This is a genomic window from Thetidibacter halocola, from assembly GCF_018224955.1.
Taxonomy (GTDB): domain Bacteria; phylum Pseudomonadota; class Alphaproteobacteria; order Rhodobacterales; family Rhodobacteraceae; genus Thetidibacter; species Thetidibacter halocola.
Genome location: NZ_JAGTUU010000014.1, coordinates 1 through 14663, shown reverse-complemented (window position 1 = coordinate 14663; position 14663 = coordinate 1). Strand labels below are relative to the sequence as shown.

13 protein-coding genes, 1 tRNA gene and 2 pseudogenes are annotated in these 14663 nt (G+C 64.5%); 10 read left to right on the top strand and 6 right to left on the bottom strand.

Annotated features, from left to right (window positions below; translation table 11 throughout):
* Nucleotide 1 precedes the first annotated feature (1 nt).
* Together KB874_RS22460 and KB874_RS22455 are read right to left on the bottom strand one after the other, a co-directional pair.
* Nucleotides 2–517 (bottom strand): GNAT family N-acetyltransferase, encoded by a 516-nt coding sequence (locus tag KB874_RS22460; protein ID WP_212538809.1) that lies wholly within the window; start codon nucleotides 515–517, stop codon nucleotides 2–4.
* The gene (locus KB874_RS22455) at nucleotides 514–807 is read right to left on the bottom strand and encodes a type II toxin-antitoxin system TacA family antitoxin (protein ID WP_212538808.1); all 294 of its coding nucleotides are present in this window, start codon (nucleotides 805–807) and stop codon (nucleotides 514–516) included. The genes KB874_RS22460 and KB874_RS22455 overlap by 4 nt, the downstream gene beginning before the upstream one ends.
* Nucleotides 808–883: 76 nt before the next feature.
* On the opposite strand from KB874_RS22455, the pseudogene KB874_RS22450 reads away from it, so the two are divergent.
* From KB874_RS22450 to KB874_RS22415, 8 genes and pseudogenes are all read left to right on the top strand, one after another.
* A pseudogene (locus KB874_RS22450) lies at nucleotides 884–1768 on the top strand (DUF2163 domain-containing protein).
* Nucleotides 1765–2202: an NlpC/P60 family protein gene (locus tag KB874_RS22445; protein WP_212538807.1), complete on the top strand. Its 438-nt coding sequence runs from the start codon at nucleotides 1765–1767 to the stop codon at nucleotides 2200–2202. Before KB874_RS22450 ends, KB874_RS22445 begins: the two are co-directional and overlap by 4 nt.
* 3 nt (nucleotides 2203–2205) lie before the next feature.
* Nucleotides 2206–5217 (top strand): annotated as a pseudogene (locus KB874_RS23065) (baseplate multidomain protein megatron); the annotation flags it as partial.
* 11 nt (nucleotides 5218–5228) lie between these two features.
* Nucleotides 5229–6290 (top strand): GTA baseplate fiber-binding domain-containing protein, encoded by a 1062-nt coding sequence (locus KB874_RS23060; protein WP_249200754.1) that lies wholly within the window; start codon nucleotides 5229–5231, stop codon nucleotides 6288–6290.
* Nucleotides 6291–6300: 10 nt separating this feature from the next.
* The gene (locus KB874_RS22430; protein WP_212538806.1) at nucleotides 6301–7377 is read left to right on the top strand and encodes a DUF2793 domain-containing protein; all 1077 of its coding nucleotides are present in this window, start codon (nucleotides 6301–6303) and stop codon (nucleotides 7375–7377) included.
* 91 nt (nucleotides 7378–7468) lie between these two features.
* Complete coding sequence (locus tag KB874_RS22425; protein WP_212538805.1) at nucleotides 7469–7777, top strand: hypothetical protein; 309 nt, start codon at nucleotides 7469–7471, stop codon at nucleotides 7775–7777.
* 112 nt (nucleotides 7778–7889) lie between these two features.
* The gene (locus tag KB874_RS22420; RefSeq protein WP_212538804.1) at nucleotides 7890–8564 is read left to right on the top strand and encodes a YcbK family protein; all 675 of its coding nucleotides are present in this window, start codon (nucleotides 7890–7892) and stop codon (nucleotides 8562–8564) included.
* A complete protein-coding gene (locus tag KB874_RS22415) occupies nucleotides 8561–8806 on the top strand; it encodes a hypothetical protein (RefSeq protein WP_346346593.1) in 246 nt (81 codons plus the stop codon). The genes KB874_RS22420 and KB874_RS22415 overlap by 4 nt, the downstream gene beginning before the upstream one ends.
* 468 nt (nucleotides 8807–9274) lie before the next feature.
* On the opposite strand, the gene KB874_RS22410 is transcribed toward KB874_RS22415, so the two are convergent.
* From KB874_RS22410 to KB874_RS22400, 3 genes are read right to left on the bottom strand one after another with little or no spacing between them, the layout of a single operon-like run.
* Nucleotides 9275–10210 carry a plasmid partitioning protein RepB C-terminal domain-containing protein gene (locus KB874_RS22410; protein ID WP_212538803.1) on the bottom strand — a complete coding sequence of 312 codons (936 nt, stop codon included), beginning with the start codon at nucleotides 10208–10210 and terminating at the stop codon, nucleotides 9275–9277.
* Nucleotides 10207–11100: a ParB/RepB/Spo0J family partition protein gene (locus tag KB874_RS22405; protein ID WP_212538802.1), complete on the bottom strand. Its 894-nt coding sequence runs from the start codon at nucleotides 11098–11100 to the stop codon at nucleotides 10207–10209. The genes KB874_RS22410 and KB874_RS22405 overlap by 4 nt, the downstream gene beginning before the upstream one ends.
* Nucleotides 11094–12671, bottom strand: a complete 1578-nt coding sequence (locus KB874_RS22400; protein ID WP_283055216.1) for a recombinase family protein — start codon at nucleotides 12669–12671, stop codon at nucleotides 11094–11096. The genes KB874_RS22405 and KB874_RS22400 overlap by 7 nt, the downstream gene beginning before the upstream one ends.
* 126 nt (nucleotides 12672–12797) lie before the next feature.
* Between KB874_RS22400 and KB874_RS22395 the strand changes: the two genes are divergently transcribed.
* Nucleotides 12798–13181 (top strand): XRE family transcriptional regulator, encoded by a 384-nt coding sequence (locus KB874_RS22395; protein WP_212538801.1) that lies wholly within the window; start codon nucleotides 12798–12800, stop codon nucleotides 13179–13181.
* Between the two features lie 132 nt (nucleotides 13182–13313).
* Nucleotides 13314–14411 carry a Fic family protein gene (locus tag KB874_RS22390; RefSeq protein WP_212538800.1) on the top strand — a complete coding sequence of 366 codons (1098 nt, stop codon included), beginning with the start codon at nucleotides 13314–13316 and terminating at the stop codon, nucleotides 14409–14411.
* A gap of 132 nt (nucleotides 14412–14543) precedes the next feature.
* Here KB874_RS22390 and KB874_RS22385 read toward each other — a convergent pair.
* Nucleotides 14544–14620, bottom strand: a tRNA-Met gene (locus tag KB874_RS22385).
* Nucleotides 14621–14663 lie beyond the last annotated feature (43 nt).

Below are 14663 nucleotides of genomic sequence, written 5' to 3'. Positions count from 1 at the left end.
CTCAGGCTTCGCCCAGCAGCGCCCGGACGTCCTTGATCCGCAGGAAGAGCGTCAGAGGCTCGACCGCGGTCTCGGCAAACCCGGCCTCGAGGTAAAAGGCCTTGGCGCGATCATTCAGGGCATGAACCAGGATGGCAGCGATGCCGACCTCCTGCGCGGCGGCCGTGATGCGCAGCACCGCATCACGCAAAAGTGCCCGGCCGAGGCCATTGCCCTGTTCCGAGGCGTCGATGGCCAGCCGCCCCAATACGATAACCGGCACCGGGTCCGGCATGTTCTGCCGGAGCTTGCGCGGCGCCAGATCGTGGCTGACCGACCCGGCGGCCAGCGCATAGAAACCGACAACGCGCTGACCGCGGCAGAGGACATAGGTGCGCGAGGCCCCGGAGGCCTGATTGGCCCGGGACTTGCGCGTGAGCCATGCATCGAGTGTGGGCGCCCCGGAGGCGAAGCCGTCGATCTGGTGATCGTCGTTCAGCGGTTCCGGCGCGCGCAGCGGCTCCTCGCCCGGCGTCATTTCTCCCATGGTGCGGGCGTGGCGAGCAGTTTGCGCAGGCCCTCGTTCGGCGCGGGCGGCGCATCGAGCCGCTCCATGAAGGCTGCGAACTGCGTCGCGTCGAGACGGAATGCCGTGCGGTCGAGAAGCGCATCTTCGGCCGCTTGCCGGCTGGCCTCCATCATGAACTCGGAGCGGTTCTTGCCGAGCAGCGCCGCGGCACGATCGATCAGGTCGCGGTCCCGCGGGGTGACGCGAAGATTGATCAGCGAACGCCGTTGGGCGTCCTCGTTGGGTGTCACGGCAACCACGGCGCGCTCCTGAAACGATACGACTCTCAATGTAAAGACATCTGCTTTACAATTCAATCTGTGAACGGACACATCAATGAAAACCCTCTCGCCCGATCTGTAGGCCCATCTCGACGCGGGCACGACGACGCTCGCCTGGTGTTGGCGGATCATCCGGTCCGACGGCACGGTGCTCGGCTTCACCGATCATGATCGTGCACTCGATTTCGACGAGACCAGCTTCGAGCCGGAAAGCGGGCTGACGGCTTCGGAGATCCGCTCGGGCACCGATCTCTCGGTCGATGCGCAGGATGCCGAAGGCGTGTTGACCTCGGACCGGATCACGGAGACCGACATCCTCGATGGCCGCTGGGACAATGCCGAGGTCGAGGTCTGGCGGGTGAACTGGGCGGACACTAGCCAGCGCGTGCTCATGCGGCGCGGGGCCATCGGCCAGATCCGGCGCGGGCGGCTCTCCTTCGTCGCCGAGGTACGCTCGCTGGCCCACGTGCTGGGCCAGACCGTCGGGCGGACGTTCCAGGCGACCTGCGATGCCGCGCTTGGCGATGCCCGGTGCGGTGTAAATCTCGAGGCTTCTAGCTTCAGGGGCACCGGCACTGTCGAGGCGGTCCTGCGGGATCGGTCTTTCTACGCAACAGGCCTCGTCGGCTTTCCGGCCGGCTGGTTCATGCATGGCACGTTGACCTGGACCAGCGGCGCCAATGCCGGGCGCGTGGCAGAGATCGCGTCGCATGATGTTTCCGACGGCATCGCCACCATCGCGCTGCTCATGGCTCCGGTGCGCGGCTTGGCGGAAGGCGATGGTTTCACAATCCATGCCGGCTGCGACAAACGGATCGAGACCTGTGGCGCGAAGTTCGCCAACGTGCCGAACTTCCGGGGGTTTCCGCACATACCGGGCCAGGACGCCGTGATCCGGTATGCGACCAAGGACGGCGGGCACAGCGGAGGTGTGCTGTGACACCCGCCGATCCCGAGCGCGTCATCGCCGCCGCGCGGTCCTGGCTCGGCACGCCGTACCACGACCAGGCGAGCCTGCGCGGCGTTGGCTGTGACTGCCTCGGCCTCGCGCGTGGTGTCTGGCGCGAAGTCGTGGGTCCTGAGCCTTTCCCGGTCCCGCCTTACAGCCGGGACTGGGGCGAGATCGCCCCGCGGGAAGTTCTGGCCGATGGCGCGCGCTCGATGATGATCGAGATCGCACCGGCGGAGATCACGCCAGGCGCACTCCTGCTCTTCCGGATGATGCCGCGCGCCATCGCCAAGCATGTCGGGATCGTCACCACGCCCGGCACCTTCCTGCACGCTGATGAGCGGCTGGGCGTCATCGAGGAGCCTCTGACGCCTGCCTGGCGCCGTCGCATTGCCTTTGCCTTTCTCTTTCCGGACCGGACCTGACCCATGGCCACGCTCGTTCTCGGCGCCGTCGGCACCGCCATCGGCGGCAGCATCGGTGGCGCAATCCTCGGTGTCAGCGCCGCCACCATCGGCGGCTTTGTCGGCTCGGCCCTTGGCTCCGTCGTCGACAGCTGGATCGTCTCCTCGCTGACGCCTGCCCAGCGTATCGAAGGTGCACGGCTCGAAAGCCTGCGGATCACCTCCTCGACCGAGGGCGCGGTCATCCCGCGGCTCTATGGACGCATGCGCATCGGCGGCAACATCATCTGGGCCACGGATTTCAGGGAGCGGAAGAAGACCACCACGCAGGGAGGTGGCAAGGGCGGCGGCGGTCAGAAGGTCAAGACGACCGAGTATCTCTACTATGCCAGCTTCGCCGTTGCGCTCTGCGAAGGCCCCATCACCGGCATCGGGCGCATCTGGGCGGATGGCAAGCTGCTGGACACCTCCGGCATCACCTGGCGCTGGTATCCCGGCGACGAGGTCCAGTCCGCCGATCCGCTCATCGCGACCACCATGGGCGCCGACGAGACGCCCGCCTATCGGGGCACCGCCTATGTCGTCTTCGAGGATCTGGCGCTGGGGAATTTCGGCAACCGCCTGCCACAGCTCTCCTTCGAGGTCTTTCGCCCTCTGGGTGGCGAAGATGGCGCGGAAAGCCTGATCCGGGCCGTCACCCTCATCCCCTCGGCCGGCGAGTTCGTCTATGCCACCACGCCGATCCGCAAGGGCGGGTCCGGCACGACCATCTCCGAGAATGTCCACGCGCGGTCCGACGCCACCGATCTCACGGTTGCGCTCGACCAGTTGCAAGCCGCGCTTCCGAACCTCGAAAGCGTCAGCCTCGTCGTGTCCTGGTTCGGCACTGATCTGCGCGCCGGGAACTGCCAGATCCGCCCTTGCGTCGAGGTTGGGGACAAGGCCACCACGCCGCTCGCATGGCGGGTGAACGGGCTCGATCGCGCCAGCGCGCCGACGGTCAGTGTGGATGGTTCCGGGCGCCCGGTCTATGGCGGGACGCCGGCGGATTTCTCACTCGTGGAAGCCATCCGCGAGATCAGGGCCCGCGGCTGGCGCGTCACCTTCTATCCCTTCCTGCTGATGGATGTGCCTTCGGGCAACAGCCTGCCGGACCCGTACTCGGACAACGCGGGCACCCTCGGCCAGCCGGCCTTTCCCTGGCGCGGGCGGATCACCTGTTCGCCGGCGGTGGGCTACGACGGAACGGTCGATCAGACCACTGCTGCAGAGAGCCAGGTCGCCGCCTTCTTCGGCTCAGCCGCGCCGTCGGATTTCAGCCTTTCCGGCGAAGCGGTCAGCTGGACAGGCGGCACCGATTGGGGCCTGCGCCGGATGATCCTGCATTATGCGCATCTCTGCGCGGCCGCCGGTGGGGTCGATGGCTTTCTCATCGGCTCGGAACTGCGCGGGCTGACCACGATCCGCGCCGAGGGTAACAGCTTTCCGGCCGTTCAGGCGTTGCGGGATCTGGCCTCGGATGTTCGCGGCATCCTCGGGCCCAGCACGCGCATCAGCTATGCTGCCGATTGGAGCGAGTATTTCGGCTACCACGTGACCGAAGCCGGGGGATCGGCCCCGGCGGATTTCTCGGACATCGAGCTCAGCGCCGCGATCACCGCGGGTGACTACAAGGTCTTCGTGGGTCAACTCGCGCCGGATTTCGCCAACTGGCGGCTGCATGTCTATTCCAGCGGTACGGCGATCGATCTGGGCGATGTCTCGCTCGGGGCCAGCATCTCCCAGACCGGACCGGACTCGAAGGCGACATACTACGCCATCCGCGACATCTGGATCGGAGACGTGCCGCTCGGCACCACGCTCACCTATTCCGACATCATGACGATCCAGCAGGGCACGTCGTCCAGCATCTGCAACGACATCCTCTTTCTCTACGGGCTCGATCAGGGCGATATCGACAGCGCGCAGCCGGACGGGCTGCGCATGGCGAGTTTTGCCAGCGTTGTGGCTTCGCGCAACACCACCGCCACTGCGCCGGGATCCTATCCACGGTCGCTCAGCCACACGCGCACTGATCCCGCCATCGTCGCCCTGCGCATCGTCGTTCAGCTCGAGGAACCCTATCTCAGCGGCGCCTATGACAAGGTGGTAACTTACAGCAGTCCAGAACTGCCGCTCGCCACCACCGAACCCGTCACCAGCGTTTTCTACCACCTCGATCCGCTCTGGGGCGACCCGGAGATCGATTTCGTCGGCATCGACAATTACATGCCGCTCTCGGACTGGCGCGACGGGCGGGATCATGCGGACGCCTTGAATGGCTGGCCATCGGTCTATGACCGCGCCTACCTGCAGGCGAACATCGAAGGCGGCGAAGGCTACGACTGGTTCTACGCGACTGAGGCGGATCGGGGGGACCAGGCGCGATCTCCGATCGAGGACGGATACGGCAAGGCATGGGTGTTCCGCTACAAGGATCTGCGGAACTGGTGGGTGAACGAGCATTACGATCGTCCCGGCGGCATGGAAAGTGCCACGTCCACCGTTTGGGTCCCGCAGTCCAAACCCATCGTCTTCACCGAGTTCGGCTGCCCGGCCATCGACCGCGGCACCAATTTGCCCAACGTCTTCTACGACCCAAAGTCGTCGGAAAGCGCCGTGCCGTATTTCTCGCGGGGCTGGCGGGACGATGCGATCCAACGGGCGTATTTCGAGGCCACACTGCTTTGCTGGGGCGACATCGCCAACAACCCGGTTTCCGCCGTCTATGGCGCGCCGATGATCGATCTCGGCGAGTGTGCCGCCTGGACGTGGGATGCGCGACCCTATCCGCATTTCCCCGAACTGACCCATGTCTGGGCCGACGGACCGAACTGGGCGCGCGGCCACTGGCTGACTGGCCGGCTCGGCGCCGGCTCGCTCTCGGCCCTCGTCCGCGACCTCTGCCTGCGCGCGGGCCTGCCCGCCAGCCGCATCGACACGTCCGGCCTCACAGGCTCGGTCGAGGGCTACATCATCACCGCGCTCGAATCCCCGCCAGCGTGGAGATGGACGCCCGCGGCATCGAAGCGCTGCGACAGGACCTCGACAGTTTCGAGATCCCGCTCGGGACCGCCCGCGGCGCCACGGTGACCGAGGCGGTCACGTTCGGCACACCGGAGATCGTTCTCCTGGACCTGCCACAACTCAGCGAGGACGTCGCGGCGCATCGGCCGCTGGTCGCCGCACACGCCATTCCCTGGCCCGGCGACATGGCCGTGTTCCGCAGCCCGTCGACGGACGGGTTCGAGCTGCTGACAACGTTCGGCAGCGCCGCACGGATCGGAACGCTGGTCGAGGATTTCCATGCAGGGCCGACCTCGCGGTTTGATCGGGGCAACGCGCTGGTGGTCGATCTCTATTCCGGCACGCTGGAAAGCGTCACGGATCTGACGCTGTTCGGTGGGGCCAATGCGCTGGCCATCGAGAGCGCGCCCGGGGTCTGGGAGATCGTGCAGGCGGGCGCGGCCGAACTGATCGCCCCGGGCCGGTATCGGCTGTCGCGTCTGCTGCGCGGGGTTCGCGGGACGGAAGGCGCCATGGGCAACCCGACACCCGCGGGCGCACGGGTGGTCGTGCTGGACGAAACCCTTGCACCGCTGCCAATCGCCGAGGCCGACCTTGGCATTCCCTGGAACTGGCGCATCGGACCGGCGAGCCGTGCGGTCAGCGATGACAGTTATGTCGGGTTCTCTTTCACCCCTGAAGGTGTCGGGTTGCGACCATTCTCGGCGGCGCATGTCGAGCAGCCCTGGCGCACTCCGCGCACGCCCGGCGATCTCACCATCCGCTGGACGCGCCGGTCCCGGTCGCTCGCCGCCGACAGCTGGGGCGGTCTGGAGGTGCCTATGTCAGAGGAACTTGATGCCTACGAGGTTGAGATCCTCGACGGCGGGACAGTCAAGCGGGCGCTGAGCGCGACCACCACCAGCGCGGTCTACACCGCCACCGAGCAGACCGCCGACTGGGGCATGCCGCTCGGTTCCGGCGACACGCTCGACATCCGCATCTTCCAGCTCTCCGCCCTCGTCGGGCGGGGTGCGCCGAAATCCGTCACGCTGACATTCTGAAGGCCATCCCATGTCCGACGCCACAACCCATCTGCTGCTGCCCTACATCCTCGCCGCGCAGGCCCAGAAGCATGTCACCCATAACGAGGCGATGCGGATCCTCGACGGGCTCATCCAGCTTTCCGTCCTCGCCCGCAACCTGACGGCACCGCCCGGGAGCCCCGCCGAAGGCGATCGCTATATCGTCGCCTCGGGCGCGACCGGCGATTGGGCGGGCTGGGATCTGAACGTGGCGCTCTGGACAGACGGCGCCTGGATGCGCCTGCCGCCGCGCACCGGATGGCGGGCTTGGGTCGAAGACGAGAACCTTCTCCTGGTCTACGACGGGGCGGGCTGGGTTGGTACAACCCCGGCGTCGCTGCAGAACCTCGCGCTCCTCGGGGTCGGCACGACGGCGGACGCATCGAACCCGTTCTCGGCCAAGCTGAACGCGGCGCTCTGGACGGCGAAGACAGTCGCCGAGGGCGGCACTGGCGATCTGTTCTACACCATGAACAAGGAGGCAGTCGGCGACGATCTCGGGCTCACGCTGCAGACCGGGTTCGTGACGAAGGCGCTGCTCGGGTTGTTCGGATCCGACAGGTTCCGCCTCGCGGTCTCCGCTGATGGCAGTACCTTTTTCGACGGGCTGAGCATCGACAACGCTACCGGCATCATCGACCAGCCCCGGCTGCCGCGGTTCAAGGCCTACACCGATTACGACAACTATGTCGGCGTCGGGACCTGGACGAAGATCGGCCTCAACAACACCGACTACAACGATCAGGGCGCCTTCGACGCAGGCAACAACGGGTTCGTAGCGCCAGTGGACGGCACCTACCTCTTCGGCGCGACGCTGCTGTTCAAGGTCAACGCAAGCACGTCAGCGCGGATGAGCGGGCGGCTCGTGTTGAATGGCACGACGGAGATCCGCGGCTCACGCGGCGAAGTCACCAGTTCACACGTCTCCGAGGCCACAGCGCTCTGGCTGCAGACAATGGTGGCGATGACCGCCGGCGACACGGTCGAGCTGCAGGGCAGTTTCCGCGCGCAGGACGGGTATTTCGCCGCCGATCAAACGTCCTTCTGGGGTTGCAAGGTCGGGTGAGTTGGACCGCCGAGACGGCGCGGAGCCACCGACATCGCGACAATCGCAACATCCGACAGGCAATCAGTCACAGAGCCACAAGGGGACTCTCATGGATGACCAGACCACGCTCACCGGGGAGGTCGCGCAGGCCTTCCGCGATCACGGGATCACCGCGGCGCTGACCGCCCTGATCGGCGGCGCCATCACACTCTTTGCGGCCATCTCCCGCAAGGCCTTCACCAACGAGGCCATGCTGGATCGGCTGGACCGGGAACTTGTTGCTCAACGGGACAGGGCCGACCGGCAGCGCAGCGAAGATCGCAAGACCGATGGCAATCGCCTCGACCGCATAGAGGCCGACATTCGCGCCGTGCGGGACATGCTCTTCGACGCGTTCCAGCGCGGCCGCATCGACTGACCGCCACCCTTCGTCAAACCCAATTCCCCCGCCCGCGGCGGGCATGGTCCGCCAGATCGCACAGTCTGCGCGGCCTTGCCGCGCGGGGCGGATTTTTCATCTGGAGAATCCGATGCCGACCCTGACCTATCCCCATTGGCGCGATGTGCCGGAAAGCAGCTGGCGCTGGCCGAATTTCTCGCCGGCCGAGATCGCCTGCCGCGGCACTGGAGCGATCCGGATCAACATCCTGGCAATGGATATGCTTCAGGCCCTGCGTGACCGGCTGGGCAAGCCGCTGATCGTCCGCTCGGCTTACCGCAGCCCGGAACACAACCGCGCGGTCGGTGGGGCTCCGGCGTCAAAACACATGTCGGGAACCGCCTTCGATATCGCCATGACGAACCATGACCCGGTCGCCTTCGAGGCCGCGGCGCGTGCAGTGGGTTTCCTCGGCTTCGGCTATTACCCGCGCTCGGGCTTCATGCATATCGATCTCGGGCCCGCCCGCTCCTGGGGTGATCCCTTCCCGGCCCGGCCTGTCGCCTTTGCACCTGACCTGCCGCCCGCCCGCGAGGTCCTGGCCGAGAGCCGCACCCTGCGCGGCGGCGGTGCCGCGGGTGCGGCCACGGTCGGGGCAGCTGGCGTGGATGTGCTGCAGGACGTCTTTGCGGAAACTCAATCCACCATCCAGCCGCTGGTGCCTTATCTCGACACCCTGCGCTGGGCGCTAATCGCCATCGCCCTGATCGGCATTGTCATCACGATCCATGCCCGGCTCGACGACTGGAAGCGGGGCCAGCGGTGATCGGGTGGTTGCTTGCCCACGGCCCGGCGCGAAAGGCGCTGGGCCCGATCCTCACCGCTGCAGCGATCCTGCTGTTCGTCGTCAACCTGCGTCGTGCGGGCGAACGCGTTGGGCGCGGCGCTGAACGGCTCGATATCAAGGAGAGAAACAATGCCATCCACCGCAAGATGCTCGAGGCCGCCGCGCGTCGCCCTCATGATCGCAATGCTCTGGTTGAGCGGCTGCGGAGCGGGCGGTTCTGAACCGCGGGCGCCGTGCCCACCGGTCGTCAATTACACTGCTGCAGAAAAGGCGATGGCGGCCCACGAAGTCGAAGCGTTGACAGGCGGCGCCGTCATCGTTCGGATGCTAAGCGATTACGCGGTTCTACGCGATCAGATGAGGGCATGCCGGTGAAAGGTGGTCCGGGCGGCGGCGCAAGTGCAACTCCGGATAACTCTAATGGTAAGGATCTCTTCGCAGTCCGGGATTTCAAGGCCCCAAGGCCACCGGCGGGCGCATTGACCTAAGGCAGTCAATGCGCCCGCTTGCTTCAATGGTCGGACACTGACCATTGGGCTGGTGAAAACTCAAACCAGCCTGGCGGGCTCCGAGCGGGTTCGCCGCCATCCCCACTCCCGCGCTTGATCCGGCCCATCGTCCGGCGTCTCCTGCGGTCCCCGCGCTTTCGGGTCCGGGTCCCCAGCGTCAGCAGCAAGCTGACCAGCAAACTAAGCGCCCTCGATGCTCCCTGCTTCTGTCGAGGGAACAGGCTGCGCCAGGCTCGCGACGATCTGCCGAAACTCGCCGAGGATTTCGCCGTGGTTCTTATCGAGGTAGCGGGCGAGACGGTCATTCTGCAGGAGCCGCTTGACATAGCGGCCAGCCACCACCAGCCGGAGATGATCGGGCCCAAGGGTGCCTTCGATCAATTTGATGTTCTTCTGCAGGTTGGCCATTTCGATCTTCATCCGCTCGGCCTGCTCGCGTGTGACGCCCGGCGTTTCCTTCTTCGATGCGGGATCGACCAGGTCGCCTGGATCGGTGGCCGCCAGGATCGCATCGACAAAGGGCACGGTGTAATTGTTCGCGGCGATCATCAGTTCTGCCGCCTGAATCTGTCGCAGCGGCTTCATCTTGCGCAGAGCGCGAAAGCTGTTGATCGGGCAGTGTCGAGCCTTCAGAAGTTCAGCCGCCTCTGGGCAGATGCCGTTCAGCAGGGTCCGTTTGCGCCGGATCAGCGCAACATCGACATTCAGCGCAGCCGCGATGCGGGCCTCCGATACGCCGCGCTCGACCGCGCGCAGGATCATCTTGTGCTCCTGGATCGTGGCAAGGCGGCTGATGCGCTTGTTGTAGGTGAAGGACTCGTCGTCGGTCGCCACGAGGCAGGTGACGGTCGTCTCACCCATTTCCTTCAAGACGTGCAGTCGAACATGGCCGTCGAGAAGGATGAAGGCCCCATCCTGCCCCGCCGCGCGCGCGACGACTGGCGGTTCGATCAGGCCGACCTCGCGGATCGATGCGGCGATCTGCGCATATTTCTGGCTTTTGGGCACCGTGACCGGAAGTTGCTTGACCGGCAGGATTGCGGCGATCTCGATCCGCCGCAGGTTCGCTTCAAATCCCGGGCTCTTTGGCGAATGCACTTTCCCCAAGTTTGTCATGCCCGAGCCTCCTGCAGCCCCTCGACGATCATGCGCGGCACGGAGTCGAGTCCCTCGGCACGGAGCAGCGTCAGAAAGTTCTCGTCCTTCAAGAGAGACTGAAAAGCCGCATCGAGGAACAACAGGCTGCTCCGCGTCGCCTGCGCCCTTCGGATCATGTCCTGCTGGCGCTCGGCCTCAGCACGATAGGCTCGCACCAGTGCCGCCGACGTCATCCCGACTTTGGGCTGCCGGGTGCGGGTGGCACCCCGCTGTTTGCCGTGCCGCTGTCGCAACTCAACCAGTCGCCGAGCTTCCAGCAGTTTCTTTCCTCGTAGTTCGCCCGAGACATAGGCCGCCTCAAGCGCGCTCTGTACATCCTTTTCTTCGGCCCGTGTGATGTAGAGCGCAACGCTTAGCGGCATCTGGCCGGTCTCGACCGCGATCAGCAGCCGCTCTTCGCCATTGGCGATCAACTCGCCGATCTCGTGGACATAGGACAGTGACAAGCCGGTCTTTTCGGCAATGTCCTGGTCCGAATACCCCCGGTCTCGCAAGACGGCGATGTCCTGCAACAGCTCGAGAGGGCGTTGCTGACGTCTGGCGATGTTCTCGATCACGCTGCGCAGAAGCCGTTCGACCTCGCTTGCCTCTACAACGATGGCCGGGATGTGGGTTTCGCCAAGAACGACATAGGCCTCCATCCGCCCCTGACCGCAGACAAGGCGCCAGGCTGCCCCTGCCTCCTCATCAACCCGGGCGACAGTGATCGGCTTCTTCAGGCCAACCTTGCCGATGCTGTCGACCAACGCGCGAAAGGTCTTTTCCGACCGTTCGCGCGGGTTTTCCACCATGATGGCGGCAATTGGGATGATCTGCACCTCGTCCTGCATCTCGACTTCGGTCACCATGGTGCCACCTCGGAAACTGGCACGCGGCGGGCCATTTCGAAGAAGAAGTCCAGCGTCGCAAACCTGTAAGCGTCCAGCATAAGGCCATTCTCCTCGGCCAGCCCCAAGGGTTTAATCCGCATCTCGAACTGGGGCAGCAGGTAGTAGTCGAGAGCGGCGGTATTGGTGCGATCCATCCGGATGGCGATGGTGATGTCTGGGGCGAGGCCGGTGTCGAACCGGATTTTCCAGCGCAGGCCGCCCGCAGTGGTTTCGCGACAGCGGGCGACGACGACCGACGCGGTGAATTCGCCATTGACCGTCAGCAGGTCGGTCGCCGGATTGCGTGCCACCGTGCCGCCAAGCTGCAAAATCTCGCGGATCACGCGCTCCACCGCGTCCCCGTGGAACAGCCGCAGCATCCGGTTGACTTCGATGTAGTGGTAGTCCCGGTCCGGGGTGAAGCCAACCAGGGAGTAAGCCCGGATCAGACTGCCAAACCGGTGGGCATAGGCGCCGCTGGAAGGCATTCCATCGGCCTCGTCGATCACCAGACCTGATATGTAGCCGTGGCGCTGAAACAGCCGCGTCAGCCGATCCAGCATCTCCTCGTCCGAGAACCGGCGATTGCGGGCGGCGATGATCGCCTGCACCTTCTGAAACTGTTTTGGCTCGACGATGGCATCGAAAGCCCCTTCCGACCGGATCCACATCTCCGGGCCATTGGCGACCCGCTTGCGTTTCAGCTTGAACGAGCGCCGGTTGTAGACGTTGTTGCCGATGTATTTCTCGTTGCTCAGGATCTGATGGACGGTCGCGCGGGTCCAGAGCCGGTCGAGGTCGGTCAGGATTCCGCGCTCATTCAACTCAGCCGCGATTTCGCTTTCCGAGCGACCGTGCTTCAGGAACTGGCTGTAGATCCAGCGCACGGTCTGCACCTCGGCGTCGGGTCCTGGCATCAGGATTACCCTGTCAGTTTGCAAGCTCTTGTGCTCGCCGCGTTTCAGCTCCGCCTTCACCTCGCCGCGTTCATCGAGCAGGACACGACGAAGGCCGAAGCCCGCCGGGCCGCCTTGGCGATAGCCGAGTTTGATCAGGCGGCATTGCCCGGCAAAGACCTTGGTCGACAGTTCCCGACTATATTCCCCGGCCATGGCGCGCTTGACGCCCTTGACGATGGTGGCAATCGGACTGCCATCATTCTCGAACTGCTCGGCGCAGTATTCGACCTGCTTGTTTGCCCGACGACAGATGTATTCATAATAGGCGGACTCATCGGCGTCCTGAAACCGGCCCCATCGACTGACGTCATAGACGAGGATCACCTCAAAATCGGCGGTGCCGTCCTGTACATCCTGGATCAGCTGTTGCAGCGCTTCGCGGCCCTCGATCCTCAGACCGCTCTTTCCGGCATCGGCATAGGAGCGGACCAATTCAAAGCCGCGCTCATCCGCATACTTGCGGATCGCGTCCGACTGGTTTTCAGTCGAGTATTTCTGATGGTCTGTCGACATGCGAACATATTCGGCCGCACGGCGCTTCGGCGGGGAGTTCGCCGGTTCTTCCTTTGAGGGCGGCTCTCTGCCTGCCATTCCCGTCTCCAGATCAGTTCATGCAGGCGTCTCCGTCTGGTCGGACCCGGAGTATTGGCTGGGGCGCAAAATGGAATCTGCCGCTGTGTTGTCTTCTCCACAGGTTTACCGGAGGAGGACGCCGCGATGCGGATCAAGATGGGCACATCTGTGCCGAAAATGGGCACAACTGTGCACCTGGACGCGGACCAGACCGCCTATCGCAAGGCCATTGCCGATGCCCTGCGCCGTGAACTGGGGCAGACGCATCAGGCCATCAAGACCGTTATGCGCTGGACGGGAGCGAGTGAACGAACAGCCAAGTACTGGCTTTCTGGGGAACGCGGACCGAGCGGAGAGCATCTGATCCGGCTCGCACAGCATTCCGACGCAGTGCTGATCACCATCCTGACCATAGCCGACCGGCTGTCGGACCAGCGGCACAGATGTGCAGGCTGCCCGAGACGGTTTCTAGTGTTACAAGACCTTGGACAGGACGAACCCAAGTCCGAGGGATCATCACTGTCATAGGCATACCAAATAGTCTCAGAAAGTCGGTAATGCGGAGAATATCCCATCATTCTCCGCACAATTTGCGGCGTTTTTTCCTTGCGTCTGCGGAGAATACAGCCCACAATCACCGCAACTGATGCGGAGATTGTGATGTACATCTGGGAGCAAGCGGACTGGCCCAGGCTGACCTGGCAGGATGGCAGTGTTGCCGCGCCCTTGGCTGCAGTCCGTCACGATCAGGGGCGACTGATCGGCCGGATGGAAGCGCTGGGCTTCAAGCTGCGCGAAGAGGCGGTCCTGCAGACGCTGACGCAGGACGTTGTCAAGACAAGCGAGATCGAAGGCGAGCAGTTGGACGCCACACAGGTGCGGTCATCCCTCGCCCGACGGCTCGGCATCGACATCGGCGCCCTGCCACCGGCCGATCGCAACGTGGAAGGTATCGTCGAGGTGATGCTGGACGCGACGAGGAACTATCAGGACCCGCTCACCTCCGAGCGCCTCTTCGGGTGGCATGCAGCGTTGTTCCCCACCGGGCGTAGCGGCATGACGAAGATTATCGTCGGGGACTGGCGCGATGACAGCACCGGCCCGATGCAGGTGGTGTCGGGGCCTTATGGCCGGGAGAAGGTTCATTTTTCGGCGCCCCCGGCTCCGTGGGTTGCGACGGAGATGGACGCATTCCTCAGTTGGTTCAACGCACCCCTGGCCACCGATCCAGTGATCAAGGCGGCTCTGGCTCATCTGTGGTTCGTGACGATCCACCCTTTTGAAGACGGCAACGGCCGCATCGCCCGCGCCATCGCCGATCTGGCACTCGCGCGATCCGAGACCAGCCCGCAGCGGTTCTACAGCATGTCCGCGCAGATCAGGGTCGAGCGGAACGCCTACTACGATCAGCTGGAGCGCACCCAGAAGGGCGGCACGGACGTAACGGCATGGATCCTGTGGTTCCTCGACTGCCTCGGCCGCGCGATCCACGGCGCCGATGGCGTCCTAGCGGCGGTCGTCGCCAAGGGCCAGTTCTGGGAGCGCGCTGCGGCGCTGGCACTGAACGAACGCCAGATCAAGGTGCTGAACCGGCTGCTCGATGGGTTCGAGGGCAAGATAACCTCGTCGAAGTGGGCAGGGATCGCCAAATGCTCGCAGGACACGGCGAACCGCGACATCGCTGCGCTGCAGGACCTCGGTTTGCTACGGAAAGGAGAAGGTGGCGGTCGCAGCACTCATTACGAGCTGGTACTGTGATGGCCATGGCCACGATCATGTTTCTCGGCGTCAGGGGCCTGCACAAACGTTGATGTGGCGTTGATGTAGGTGGCGCAATGCAAGAATCGCCCCGTCGGGCGCTGCGCAAGATACTGATATGTTTTGATTTTTTGGTTGCGGGGGTAGGATTTGAACCTACGACCTTCAGGTTATGAGCCTGACGAGCTACCGGGCTGCTCCACCCCGCGACAGAGATTGGAGATCGAGAAGAGAGATACAGGTGTGGTTTTT

Bases quoted from the DNA above. Each gene is read 5' to 3' on its own strand.
- KB874_RS22460 (WP_212538809.1), bottom strand. From the start codon at position 517: ATGACGCCGGGCGAGGAGCCGCTGCGCGCGCCGGAACCGCTGAACGAC.
- KB874_RS23060 (WP_249200754.1), top strand. From the start codon at position 5,229: ATGGACGCCCGCGGCATCGAAGCGCTGCGACAGGACCTCGACAGTTTC.
- KB874_RS22430 (WP_212538806.1), top strand. From the start codon at position 6,301: ATGTCCGACGCCACAACCCATCTGCTGCTGCCCTACATCCTCGCCGCG.
- KB874_RS22425 (WP_212538805.1), top strand. From the start codon at position 7,469: ATGGATGACCAGACCACGCTCACCGGGGAGGTCGCGCAGGCCTTCCGC.
- KB874_RS22420 (WP_212538804.1), top strand. From the start codon at position 7,890: ATGCCGACCCTGACCTATCCCCATTGGCGCGATGTGCCGGAAAGCAGC.
- KB874_RS22410 (WP_212538803.1), bottom strand. From the start codon at position 10,210: ATGACAAACTTGGGGAAAGTGCATTCGCCAAAGAGCCCGGGATTTGAA.
- KB874_RS22405 (WP_212538802.1), bottom strand. From the start codon at position 11,100: ATGGTGACCGAAGTCGAGATGCAGGACGAGGTGCAGATCATCCCAATT.
- KB874_RS22400 (WP_283055216.1), bottom strand. From the start codon at position 12,671: ATGGCAGGCAGAGAGCCGCCCTCAAAGGAAGAACCGGCGAACTCCCCG.
- KB874_RS22395 (WP_212538801.1), top strand. From the start codon at position 12,798: ATGCGGATCAAGATGGGCACATCTGTGCCGAAAATGGGCACAACTGTG.
- KB874_RS22390 (WP_212538800.1), top strand. From the start codon at position 13,314: ATGTACATCTGGGAGCAAGCGGACTGGCCCAGGCTGACCTGGCAGGAT.